Source organism: Polystyrenella longa (genome assembly GCF_007750395.1).
Taxonomy (GTDB): Bacteria; Planctomycetota; Planctomycetia; order Planctomycetales; family Planctomycetaceae; genus Polystyrenella; species Polystyrenella longa.
Genome location: NZ_CP036281.1, coordinates 4692736 through 4705315 on the forward strand (window position 1 = coordinate 4692736; position 12580 = coordinate 4705315).

General features: G+C 50.7%; 10 protein-coding genes. 6 read left to right on the forward strand and 4 right to left on the reverse strand.

The features are described from left to right. Positions 1-22 precede the first annotated feature (22 nt). Entirely contained in the window at positions 23-1900 is a 1878-nt protein-coding gene (locus Pla110_RS17395) for a polyprenyl synthetase family protein (protein WP_231742548.1), read from the forward strand. Between the two features lie 165 nt (positions 1901-2065). On the opposite strand, the gene Pla110_RS17400 is transcribed toward Pla110_RS17395, so the two are convergent. After that, positions 2066-2626, reverse strand: a complete 561-nt coding sequence (locus Pla110_RS17400; protein WP_144997548.1) for a DUF309 domain-containing protein — start codon at positions 2624-2626, stop codon at positions 2066-2068. A 784-nt stretch (positions 2627-3410) separates the two neighbouring features. Here Pla110_RS17400 and Pla110_RS17405 point away from each other — a divergent pair. After that, positions 3411-4148, forward strand: coding sequence for an RraA family protein (locus tag Pla110_RS17405; protein WP_144997550.1), 738 nt, complete (start codon positions 3411-3413; stop codon positions 4146-4148). Between the two features lie 143 nt (positions 4149-4291). Then, positions 4292-5605 carry an MFS transporter gene (locus Pla110_RS17410; RefSeq protein ID WP_197440258.1) on the forward strand — a complete coding sequence of 438 codons (1314 nt, stop codon included), beginning with the start codon at positions 4292-4294 and terminating at the stop codon, positions 5603-5605. A gap of 9 nt (positions 5606-5614) precedes the next feature. On the opposite strand, the gene Pla110_RS17415 is transcribed toward Pla110_RS17410, so the two are convergent. Both Pla110_RS17415 and Pla110_RS17420 read right to left on the reverse strand, forming a co-directional pair. Continuing rightward, the gene (locus Pla110_RS17415; protein ID WP_231742550.1) at positions 5615-6460 is read right to left on the reverse strand and encodes an SMP-30/gluconolactonase/LRE family protein; all 846 of its coding nucleotides are present in this window, start codon (positions 6458-6460) and stop codon (positions 5615-5617) included. A gap of 222 nt (positions 6461-6682) precedes the next feature. After that, on the reverse strand, positions 6683-7174 hold the full coding sequence (locus Pla110_RS17420) for a Fur family transcriptional regulator (protein ID WP_231742552.1): 492 nt from the start codon (positions 7172-7174) through the stop codon (positions 6683-6685). 519 nt (positions 7175-7693) lie between these two features. On the opposite strand from Pla110_RS17420, the gene Pla110_RS17425 reads away from it, so the two are divergent. The 3 genes from Pla110_RS17425 to Pla110_RS17435 all read left to right on the forward strand — a co-directional run bounded on the left by Pla110_RS17425 (position 7694) and on the right by Pla110_RS17435 (position 11905). Beyond that, positions 7694-8932 (forward strand): M16 family metallopeptidase, encoded by a 1239-nt coding sequence (locus tag Pla110_RS17425; protein WP_144997556.1) that lies wholly within the window; start codon positions 7694-7696, stop codon positions 8930-8932. Next, the gene (locus Pla110_RS17430; RefSeq protein WP_144997558.1) at positions 8929-10164 is read left to right on the forward strand and encodes a M16 family metallopeptidase; all 1236 of its coding nucleotides are present in this window, start codon (positions 8929-8931) and stop codon (positions 10162-10164) included. Before Pla110_RS17425 ends, Pla110_RS17430 begins: the two co-directional genes overlap by 4 nt. Before the next feature lie 79 nt (positions 10165-10243). After that, positions 10244-11905 carry an NAD+ synthase gene (locus Pla110_RS17435; RefSeq protein ID WP_144997560.1) on the forward strand — a complete coding sequence of 554 codons (1662 nt, stop codon included), beginning with the start codon at positions 10244-10246 and terminating at the stop codon, positions 11903-11905. Between the two features lie 25 nt (positions 11906-11930). Here the strand turns inward: Pla110_RS17435 and Pla110_RS17440 are convergent, their stop codons facing one another. Next, on the reverse strand, positions 11931-12569 hold the full coding sequence (locus tag Pla110_RS17440; protein ID WP_144997562.1) for a lysophospholipid acyltransferase family protein: 639 nt from the start codon (positions 12567-12569) through the stop codon (positions 11931-11933). Between the last annotated feature and the right edge of the window lie 11 nt (positions 12570-12580).

The following is a 12580-nucleotide window of genomic DNA, read 5'->3' on the forward strand; positions in this document are numbered from 1 at the left end:
TGAGCGCTGGATCCTCTTCAGCATGGCGATGGTTTCCGATTGGGAGCACCTTGTGTCGATAGCACCTTCTGACCCCCGAGCAAAAGAGATGAACCGGCTTTCTGAGAAAGACGATCTCGACAAGCCGGTCAAACGAAAAAAGCGACGCAGTACAAGTCACCTGAAGATGGTGCCGGAGACGCTCGAACTGCGTGAAGCGGTTAAAGCCGCTGCTGAGAAATACGTGGAGCCTCTCGATAAATCGCGTCCCTTCCTGAAGGGGGAGCTCGAACATCACAGTCGCACCCTGCTGGAACAGATGGAGCTTCCCCAAAAGTTCCTCGGGTTCGCGATGGTCTTAATTGGAAACTTCTTCTGGCGACGTCAGTTCCTGGCAGTTCCGTTTGAACGCCGGTTACTGTTACTTCCCCACTGCCTTAAACATGCGGAAGGCTGCCCCGCCGAATACGATGAATTCGGTCTCGATTGCGAAACATGTGGCGCCTGCTCCATTGCCGATTACAAAGTCAAAGCGGAGAAACTGGGCTACAAAGTTCTGGTGGCGGAAGGTTCGCCTGTTGTTCTCAAGATTATCATCGCCGGATACGTCGATGGTATTCTGGGCGTCGCCTGTCTTAACGTTCTCGAAAAGGCAATCGACAAAGTCCTGATCGCGGGGGTCCCGTCCTATGCGGTTCCTCTGCATTCCGGTGACTGCAAAAACACCAAACTGGATGAAGCCTGGATCTGGGAAGTTCTTGAACAATACGAACCCCTTCCCGAACCGACCACGGCCAGCTACCTACCGCTAATGCGGTCTGCAAACGATTTATTCGAAGATCGTTTTGAAGAATATCTTCCTCGCCAACGTAGTGGTAATGATAAATCGGGACCACTCGCTTTCACGGAAACAGAAGCGTATCAGTTCCTGCAGCATGGTGGAAAACGGTTTCGACCTTTCGTTACCTTGGCTGCATATTACGCTCTCCATCCCGAAGCTTCGGAACAGATGCTGGTTACCAATACCGAAAAATGGGAAATCCCGATCTCGGTTGGTCGCGTGGCGATGGCGATTGAAGCGTTTCATAAAGCGTCGCTGGTACATGATGATATTCAGGACGAGGACCAATACCGCTACGGCAACGACACCCTGCACCGTCAATACGGGATTGGCCAGGCGATCAATATTGGCGACTACTTAATTGGACTTGGCTACCGATTGCTGGCGCTAGGCCGTGATGAACTTGATGCAGCGATTGTTGCTGACATTCAAGGCAAAATGGCAGAAGCCCATCTCAAGTTGAGCGATGGTCAGGGTGCGGAAATGGCGTGGTCGAGTGGCGATGCCTCTGCACTGACACCGATTGAAGCATTGCAGATTTATGCTCTGAAAACATCCCCTGCTTTCGAAGCCGCGTTATACGCGGGCGTCCGCATGGCCGGCGCGATTGAACAGTATGCTGAGTTAATTTCCAACTACTGTCGTCAGGTGGGTGTCGGTTTTCAAATTTTGAACGACCTCAACGACTGGCGGGGCGATGGGCACAACAAGCTGGTCGCTGGTCAAGATGCCGCAGCCTTGCGTCCTACAGTCCTGCTGGCATTGGCATTACAGGAAGCGAAGGGGGACCAGAAGAGCCATCTGGAAGCCGCCCTCGATCCCAAGGCAAACCCGGAAGTGCGCGTAAAGACACTTCAACGTCTCTATCGAGAATTAGGTGTGTTCGAGAAAGCGGAAAAACTGGTAGAACGTTCTCGGTGGCGTGCTCAGGATTTGGCGGATGAAGTCAAGTCAGACGATTTCCGGCAGCTGTTGCACTTCCTGGTGGAAACCATTCTGGAAGACTCGGCCGAAGATAAGTCGGAACCCGAACCCCAATCAGAAGTGATGGTTTCGTTGAACGTCACTTCATCCAACTGATTTAAGTTCGAACAAATCGATTACCTAAATCGTGTTCTGACTCGAAACTTTTACGACATAAAAAAACCTCCCGTCACTTCATGACTGGGAGGTTTTTTGTTTTTGACCTGCTGACTGAACTGAGCCTCAAAGACCTGTTATTTAAACCAGCCTTTTCTCGAAGACTTACGAGAATGGCATCGGTTCGGGTTGCAGGGCGAAGGGGAAGACCCGAATCGGCTCCCCATCGGGATAGTCGTCACGGTAGGTTAATTGGGCGGCACGGTCAGCAGCAAATTGCAGCATGACAAATTCGAGTCCGCACATATGATCCTGGTTAATCTCAGCGGCGACGTCCGCGAAGACTTCACCGGCCGAGGCCGCATGTCGGCGAACACCATGAATACTGTTCTCGCGAACTTTAACACCGGCGGCAGCCAGTTTAACCAAGCCTTTGAGGAAGTGACCGACAGGTGTGTCTGGGCCGGAAACGCGCCACAGGCGTTCCCATTCGTCATTCGCTTCCCAGTAGTAACCTTGATTAAAATAATCGATCGCCAGCAGGAAGACGCGATTCTCCGCCCAGTTGTCGGCAGTCAGTCCCATGGAAGGACGACCGCGACGACCGAAGTTATGGCCTTTGGGATCGCGGATAGGGTGGGGAGTGGTCGTTCCGGGTACGTAGGTGTAACTAGGAAGTTGTACTGTCGGTAAGAGTCGTTGAATTTCACCTTCAACCTGGTACATATTTGGGCATCTCCAAGCCTGGGACTGAAAACAGAATTTCAACAGGCGCAAAACTCAAAACATAAAGGGAGCAGCGACCGAAAGAGCAGCTGAGCTGAACTCTTTGCGATTGATAAAACACCGATCCAAGAGGATCTCATCCGTGAAAGCGACCATTCGAGCGGTTGGACCTGTCAGGTCTCCGAGAGGGAGGTCGAATGATTCAAGAAAGACAGCCCATTCTCCGACAGGCCGTGCGCGCATGTATATTGAGAAAGAGTAACGTCATCTGAGGTTGTAAAATACCCGAAATTCAGGCCTGTTTTCGAGATGAATATGAAGAAAAACAGCATTTTTCCATAAGATTCCCACATCCCACGGCATAAATTCCGGCTACTTTCTCTGGCTTACTATTCATTTGCATCATTCTCCTCCCAAAAGGACATTCTCTGAGGGAATGCACTGTAGCCGCGAGCAGGTGGGCTTCCTGTATGGTATCGACCGATATCCCAAATATTCGGGAGCGATCGTAGAAAACGGCCTCGGCTAACCAGCCTGTCTGCTGATGAAATTCCGAGGAGACGATCTCCCTCTTCCAACAATAGTTGCCGACGAGGAGAACAGCGATGCCGCTTTGAAAGCAGACCTTCTCAAAATGGAGCCGTTCCCTGTTGCCCTTAATCACGGCGGGCTATGATGGAATGATCCTGTCCTGAGTTTCGTGAAGGTGGTTTCTTCGCTTTCGCGTACGCATCAGATAATATCTCTTCATCTTCCACCGCTTTTGTATCCAGAGGCAATCAACATGGCCGTCACCCCTGCTCTCTCTTCCGAAGTTCTCGCCGCGTTAGAAAAGTATGACACACCAACGGTCTGCAATGTCATTGAGTTATTCAATGTCCGCCCGCGTAATGAAGGTTTCATGAATGACTCGATTAAGTCGTGCTTTCCCAAACTGAAGCCAATGGTCGGATTCGCGCTGACTTCCACCTTTCGTTCGCAGAAACCACCACGCGGGGGAGATGTTTACGCCAGCATCGACAAACAATTGTCTGCATTCGAAGATATCCCCGGACCACCCGTGATCATCTTTCAAGACATTGATGAACCAACAGCCGCCGCGACCTTCGGCGAAGTCATGTGCACGACCTACAAAGAATTTGGTTCCAAAGGCCTGATTACATCGGGAACAGGACGCGACCTTGATCAGGTTGAAGCAATCGACTTCCCCTGCTTCACTGCTGGTACGACCTGTGCTCATGGTTACTGTCATATCGTTTCTGTGAATGTTCCCGTTTCCGTCGGTGGAATCACTGTGTTCCCTGCAGAGTTACTCCACGGTGATTGTAACGGCGTTACGACAATCCCTCTGGAGATTGCCTCGGAAGTCCCTGACGCCTGTAAAGCGTTGATGAAAGCCGAAGACATCATTCTCGATTACTGTCGCCAGGAACAAAAAACAGTCGCCGGATTCACCGAAGCTCGTAAAGCGTGCGGCGACGAAATAGCCAAACTGGGTAAACGTCTTCGCGGCGAATCTTAAATCGATTTCGAATTCAAACCCGTTTCGCCTGTCAGGAATCACAGCGACTTTTTATGGGCCCGTACGGACTTCTTTCGCACATTTGCAGACAGATCGTTCATCTGTTTTTCCGGACTCTTTCCGGAGTCAAAAGACAGAACCGGATGCTACGGTCATTCCCATCCCGGTATCGTCCGGCGATCTGTCTGGAGTCCGTATATAACTTTGGCCTAGGTCCGTACGTTGCATTGACCGCTCTGTCGACGGTGGTCCTGAAGTCGATTCTTGAAGGCAATGAATTTCATCTGGCTTTCATTGGAGCCGTGGCAGGAGGAAGTAGTCTACTCAGTCCGGTCGTCACTTGGCTCGAACGATACGTAAGTAATAAAACACTCGTCGTCTTTCCCTGTCTGGCAATGACGGTCCTGCTCTGGCTGACTCCGCTGACACAGAATTCCGCGACCACCTTTGTTGTTTTGATGAGTGGCCTGTATCTTCTCCAGGCGGCACCGCGCGTCGCCGAGATGAACATGTTCCAGTTCGTCTATCCTGCAGAATTGCGTTCGCTGGCAGTCGGATGGTTGAAATCGATTGCGGGCGTTTGTGCCTTGGTGATCACGTTGATTGCGTACACCTGGTTCAGCCGGTTTCCAAATTACTACTGGATTGTCTTCTGCCTTGTTGGGTTTATTCTTCTACTGGCGGCGATTGCTTACGCCTTCATTCCAGTGAGGTATCCCGAACGTCGTGTGCACGATGACGATTCGAATTTGTGGAAAGAGATTCGACATAACCTCTCGATCATCCTCCGCGATCGAAGATTCGTCTGGTTCCAGACCGGCTTTGCTGTAGCTGGTTTTGCAAACCATATGAGCCTGATTTTCGTCGCGGAAATCCTACAGGAGAAAGTTCTTGCTCAAGGGGCCACCTTGGCGACTCTGGCTGATTTTTTCCGCACTTATGGAGGTGGATACCTCGACATTACCGAACAGAAAATCAATGTGATTATCGTCGGGCTAATCATCGCCGTGATTCCATCTGTGTTGGAATTCACCACTGCTCCTTTGTGGGGGCGATGGATGACAACGAAAAATCCGATTGAAAGCCGACTGGTCGTCGTATTAATGCAACTCGTCGGTTTTATCTGCTTCGCCATCGGCGGGATGACGCTGAACTTAATCTGGTTCCTGATCGGAATCTCGATCTGTTCCGTCGCTGTCGCAGGCGGGCTGATCAACTGGTTAACGGGCAGCTTGTATTTTGCACCAGTGCAGTATGTCTCGCTGTACAACTCGACGAATTTGACTCTCACAGGAATTCGCGGACTGATCGCCCCCTTGGTTGGGGGATATCTACTTTCGGATCAGGGGCTGCACCTTGAACATAACATCTTCTGGGTCGGCGCAGGTCTCTTGCTGATCGCATCGCTCATCCTTGGTTCACAGATCATCTACGACCGCGGGCGGGGAATTCAATAGGGGCAACTCTTAATGTTGCCACCGTTTCCAAGACAAAGCTGGCCGGTCAACCCGAAACTGGACCAGTCGCTGATGTTCGACTTCCGTCACATAGGCTGTTCGACCATCCGGGCCACCGAAGCAAATGTTACTCGGTTTCGCACCCAGCACGTCGATTTCCTGTAGCAGTTCACCCGCAGGGGATAGCTTGATGACAGTCCCTTTTCCGTAACGCGTCACATACAGATTGCCATCAATATCGCACCGCATTCCATCGAATCCATGATCGTCAAACTTCTTCAATAGCTGCTTATCGACTAGCTCTTTATCGTCGGTAATCGTGAACTTCCAGATATTCAGTTGATTGCTTTCATTTACATAGAGCGTCTTCCCGTCGGGTGAGACTTCGATGCCGTTGGCTGTTCCCATATTGTCAGCAGCCAGAACCACCGATCCATCGAGATCAATTCGCCAAACACGACCATTATCTTTCGACCAGTTCGGATCGCTGGCGAAAAGTGTTCCGTCCAACATGATCGCAATATCGTTCGGTTGTGTCATCTCATCTGAGTGAGCATACACTTCCACTGCCCGGGACTTCATGTCGACTTTTAGAATATTGTGTCCGACATAATCCGCGACGAACATGGTTCCCGCCTGATCAAAGCGAATCCCATTGCCGACACTTTTACCCGGAAGTTTAAGAAATATTTCAGTTTCGCCATCAGGTGACGTCTTACCGATGGTCTGCCGTTCGCTGTAATTTACTGCGTAAATGTTACCAACGTCGTCGCAGGCAGGCCCTTCGATTCCGGAGGTAAAACTTTTTTCCGGCGTCAACGGTTCCGCAACAAACAGATTTTCCTCAGCAAACACAGAACAACTCCCCCAACTGATAATGATTGATAATACGAAAAATGGATATGAAAAGTTCATGTGAGGATAAACCCTTTCGAAAGTCCCGCCTGATCACGATGGGACGGAAAAACTTCTGTAATTGAAATAGAATCCATTCAGAAACCCAGTGGTGTTACATTTGCTACTGCAAAATCAGAGACAACTTGACCTATCAGAGGGTTTCAGAACTGCTGATAGAAATCACGTTGCTGCGGTCAAGCATTTACTGCATTGACCTTTTAATAATATTTCGGTTACTTCGCCAAAGACATCAGCGCTAGCCAGTTGAGGAAGTTCAAACGCCAGGTCGCGGAGACAGGAGACATCGCCACAGACGATGCAAAGAAAATGCGGATGCTCGTCCGACCCTGTTTCCTGAGCGATCCATTCGAAACGCCAAACATGATCGCCCAATTCGATCCGCCGCAGCAATCCAGCATCGGCGAGATCAACAAGGTTCCGAAAAACGGTCGCCTTATCAAAACCGAGTGGTACTAGTTTATCTGCAAGTTCAGCATGCGACACGGGGACAGAGGCTTGTTTCAACTCCTGAATAACAGTGAGGCGAGCTTTCGTGCAACGCAAACCGACTTCTTTTAGCACCAGTCGTAGTTCTTCAGTTTCTGGCTCGCTCAATTTGCTGTTTAAGTAATCGTTTTTATTCCCATGAGGGGTCTTCAATTCAGAAACCACCAGCTAATCCTTGTCCGCAAGTTCAAATTGCTTTGTCTAGATCTTGTCCAAGATAACTGAAGCGGCTTAATGAATGCGAAGAGTTCTTGAAAACGTGGTGTTGAGCCGCCAGAACACGTTACGAATAATTGTGACCTACTATAGTCCCGTGGACTTCGTCGTCAAACGGGAGAGGTGTGAATTAAACTTGCTTCCATTTTAACCCGCACACCAATCCTGAGAACAGGGCCGATTGCCTATGGAATCGATTATGAGCAAAGAGGCTTCGGACCCGAAACTTGCCATCGTCGGGTACGGGATTCGCTCATTCAATTGAGGTCATCGGGCCGCGCTGCTTGTGAGAAAGCCCGCAATCTGAGATACTTCGGGCAATATCCATGGACGTCGTCATTCAACACGCGACTTGTGTCCTGTCGCCTTCGAATTATCCTGTTCTGAATTTGATTTTCGGGACAGATATACGTAGACAGGGCAACAAGGTCAGAAACTGATAAAAGGGATAGTGAACAGCCACAACCCATGAACGAACAACAGATTCATACCGAAGTGCTCCCGAACGGCTTAACGCTGGTCATGGAAAAGATGCCGGCGGTTCAGTCAGCCGCATTCACGATGCTTGTCCCTGCGGGCAGCATCTATGATCCGCAGGATGAATACGGAACCTCCTCCGTACTCGCCGACATGCTCACACGAGGCGCGGGCGACAGAAACAGCCGCGAGCTTTCATCCGATCTGGACAATCTCGGTTTGCAACGAAGCGAATCGGCCGGCACTTCGCATATCACATTAAGCGGAGCGACATTAGCCGACAACCTGCCCGAGGTTTTACGTATCTACGGCGACATCGTTCTTCGTCCCCAGATTCCAGATGATCAATTCGAAGCAGCACGCGAAGGGGCACTCCAGTCGTTGTATGCATTGGAAGATGAACCTCGACAGAAGATTTTCTCCGAGCTTAAACAACGTTGTATTGAAAAACCGTGGGGCCGACCGAATGAGGGCACCATCGAGGGCGTAGAGAAGCTGACGAATCAAACGCTGAAATCACATTATCAGCGGAACTTCCGACCCAACGGCGCGATCCTGGGTATCGCTGGGAATATTGATTTCAAAAACGTACAGGAGATTGTTCAACAAGTCTTCGGAGATTGGAAACCACAGGATCCTCCGGCACTCATTCCGGAAGAAACTGGGCCTAAGTGGGATCACATTGAACACGATTCTGCTCAGACCCATATCGGGATTTCATACGACTCGATTACCTACAGTGACCCACTTTATTTTGCGGCCTGGGCATCGGTCAGTATCCTTAGCGGTGGCATGAGTTCCCGCCTGTTTACAGAAGTCCGCGAAAAAAGAGGTCTGTGTTATTCGATCTACGCGTCTCATAGCAGCATGAAGCAATTGGCCCGTGTACTCTGTTATGCCGGCACGACTAATGAACGGGCACAGGAGACTCTCGATGTCACTTTAGCTGAGCTGCAAAACCTGAGCACCGGCATCACTGGGGCAGAACTGGATCGTTGTAAAGCGCGTGCGAAGAGTTCGCTCGTCATGCAACAGGAATCCTCTTACTCACGATCGTCCAGCATCGCTCGCGACTGGCATCATCTCGGTCGAGTGACCACCTTGAATGAAGTGCAGGATCAGATCAACGCGTTGACGGTTCCCCGCGTGGAAGCCTTCATCGAATCTCATCCCGCTGAAGACTTCACCATCTTGACCATCGGTCCCCGCATGTTGGAAAAACGGATATGAAATTTCACGAAACAAAGTTGAATAACGGACTGCAAATCATCGGAGAGCTTTCTCCGAATGTGCATAGCGTGGCTATCGGTTTTTTCGTCAACACCGGTTCTCGTGATGAAACGGACGCGATTTCCGGAGTCAGTCATTTCCTCGAACATATGGCATTCAAAGGAAACGATAAATACACTGCGGACGACATCAACCGCATTTTCGATGAGATCGGTGCACGGCATAACGCATCGACCAGCGAAGAAGTGACGTTGTACTACGCGGCGATTTTACCGGAATATCTACCGCAGGCTTTTGAACTGCTCACGGCATTGATCTACCCCACGCTGCGTCAGGATGACTTTGACATGGAAAAAAATGTCATCCTTGAAGAGATCGGGATGTACGAAGATCAACCTTCGTTTAAAGCCTACGAGCTCGTCATGCAGCGACATTTCCAAGGTCATCCTCTGGGACAGAGTATTCTGGGATCGCCGGAATCGATTGCGGCGCTCACATCGACACAGATGCGAGATTATCACGCCGAACATTACAAAGCTGGCAATATTGTTCTGGCCGTAGCGGGGAATATCCATTGGCGTGAGATAATGGAGTTGGCCGAACAACATTGTAGCAGTTGGCCCGCTGGAAAATCTCCTCGCGATACACGCGAAGCCGAACCGAACCCTGGCGCACAGATGATTCCCAAACCAGACAGCCTGCAACAGCATATTATGCAACTCGGCAAAGGCCCAGCGGCAACTGACGATCTGCGCTACGCGGCTGAGTTATTGTCTGTTGTCGTCGGCGACGATGGCGGAAGCCGGATGTACTGGGAACTGGTTGACCCTGGTCATGCAGAAATGGCCGAATTGGGATACAACGAATACGCGGGAAGCGGTACCTGGCTGACCTACCTCGGATGTCGCCCGGAACAGGTCGAAGCAAATCTCGAACGAATCGCCAAGATCTACGCCGATCTGAACGAAAACGGAATCACCGAAACGGAACTTGAACAGGCGAAAAATAAAGTACTTTCGCGAATCGTTCTCCGTTCTGAGCGACCGATGGGTCGCCTCTCGTCGCTTGGAAACAACTGGGTCTATCGACAGGAATACCATTCGGTCGAACATGACCTTGAGCTGGTTCGAAGCATGACCTGCGCACGAATCGCCGAGTTACTTGCCAGCTATCCGCTGACACAGCAGTCGACAATCGGAATTGGCCCGCTGGCAGAACTTCCCGTAGGATAAGCGAACCCGATCCGCCATTTGTGAATCCTGTTGATAGAGGTGTCGTACCTTTTTCGCTTTTCCGACAGAAAGCAGCACGTTGAAAATTGCCCTGGCTCAATTGAATCCCATCGTGGGAGATCTCCACGGTAACAGCCAACTCGTTCTGGAAGCGGCTCAAGCTGCCGCCGAAGCAGGTGCGGAATTACTGATTTGCTCCGAATTAATTCTGAGTGGTTATCCGCCTAAAGACTTGCTGCTCCGCGAGGGGTTCGTGAATGCCTGTGATGCAAAGGTCCGTGAACTCGCCTCCCAACTCCCTTCCGAACTAGGGGTGCTGATTGGTCATCCGGGTTTAATGGGCCTGCCGGGTAAACGATTCGCCAATGCCGCTAGCCTCCTTCACGAAGGCAAAGTTCAGGCGACAATCCATAAAACACTGCTGCCAAATTATGACGTATTCGACGAGCACCGTTATTTCCGCGCAGCACGAAATGTAGAACCGATGCTGTTTAAAGGCCGTCGACTTGGCGTTCACATCTGTGAAGATGCCTGGTGGGGATCGGAATCGACATACTACCACGAAGAACCTCAGCTATATCCCGACCCGATCCAACGATTGGTGGATCAGGGCGTCGACTTTTTAATTAATCTGTCCGCCAGTCCATTCGAGAAACAAAAACCCAACATGCGGGAGGAGCTTGTTCACAAACACGTGAAGAAGCATAACCTGCCCTTCCTGTTTGTGAATCAAGTCGGCGGTAACGATGACCTTGTGTTTGATGGACGTAGCTTCGCGATGAACAAGCAGGGACAGACTGTTGCCGCGCTTTGTCCGTTTGAAAGTTGCATCGAGTACATCGATATCGATAATCTCGGCGACGAACCCGTTCGACTCGAGCGACAGTACGAACAGGAACTGCTCGACGCCCTGGTCGTTGGACTCCGCGATTACATGCACAAATCGGGATTCACCGATTGTGTACTCGGTCTCTCCGGTGGAATCGACAGCGCATTAGCCGCCTATATAGCCGCGAAGGCTCTTGGCCCAAAGCATGTCCATGGGATTCTTATGCCAAGCCGGTACAGCTCAGATCATTCTGTCGACGATGCACTCAAGCTGGCAGAAGCTATTGGAATCGACCACGAGACGATTCCGATCGATGCTGTTCACAATGCATACGAAGGATTGTCGATCATCTCCGATGACCTCGCGGGTGAAGCGGGTGGTCTAGCGGATCAGAATCTACAGGCACGTATTCGCGGGGCAATTGTGATGCTTCGCAGCAACCGCCATGGCTGGATTGCCCTGGCAACTGGTAACAAAAGCGAACTCGCCATTGGTTACTGCACCATCTACGGTGACATGGCGGGCGGTTTCGCCGTGCTTTGTGATTTGTTCAAAGAAGATGTCTACGGCCTGAGTCGTTACATCAATGAAACATGCGAAAAGCGGGAAGTCATTCCTGACAATATTATCACCAAACCCCCTAGTGCCGAACTGGCCCCCGATCAATTTGATCAGGATACTCTCCCACCGTATCCGGTCCTTGATGCAATTCTGACTGGTCTGATCGAACAAGAAAAATCATTCTCTGCCCTCTGTGAAGAATTCCCTGCGGAGACAGTGCAGTGGGTGATCAACCGGCTTGATCGAAACGAATTCAAGCGACGTCAGATGCCCCCCGGAATCAAACTCTCTCAACGCGCCTTCGGCTCTGGTCGCCGCATGCCCATCGTCGCACGCTATCCTCAGACCTGATTCTCAAGAAATACCAAACTCGGAATCACCAGTCTGAAACAGGTTTCTGGTCCCTCAGCTGCTGCATGTTTTCGGTCAGTTGTTCCATCAGGGATGCTCGACTCCCTGTCCAGCGAAATGCCGAACCGACGAAAATATCGCAGAAGAAAGGGACGAGCAGCGCTTCGCCCCGTGGAAGTGCTTTCCCGAGACCATGCATGAAGACAGGAACGATATCCACTTCAGGATGGTGTTGGGAAATACGGGCAATCCCCCCTTTGAACTGTTCAATTTTCTCCGGGTCTCCTCGTGATCCTTCTGGAAACAGAATGAGGATCTGGTTGTTCGCAAGTGCATCGTCGATGGGAGCAAGCGGGCTCACGTTAGTTTTGCTTACGACGCGACTGATCGGAATGATTCCGATAACCTGCGTGGAGAACCAGGTGAGAAACTTGTTTTTAAGAAAGTAATCTGCAGCCGCCACCGGACGGACATTCTTCATTTGGCGGGTACCGTATAAAGTCATCAATACAAGTGCATCAAGATGGCTGTTGTGATTCGCAACAATAATGGCAGGACCTGTTTTTGGTAACCGCTCCCGCTGACGCACATTCAGGCCCAGGACGATCAGTACGATCGGTCGAACAATCAACCAGAAAAAGATGGCACTCAGATACGGGTTCATCGAATCATCGA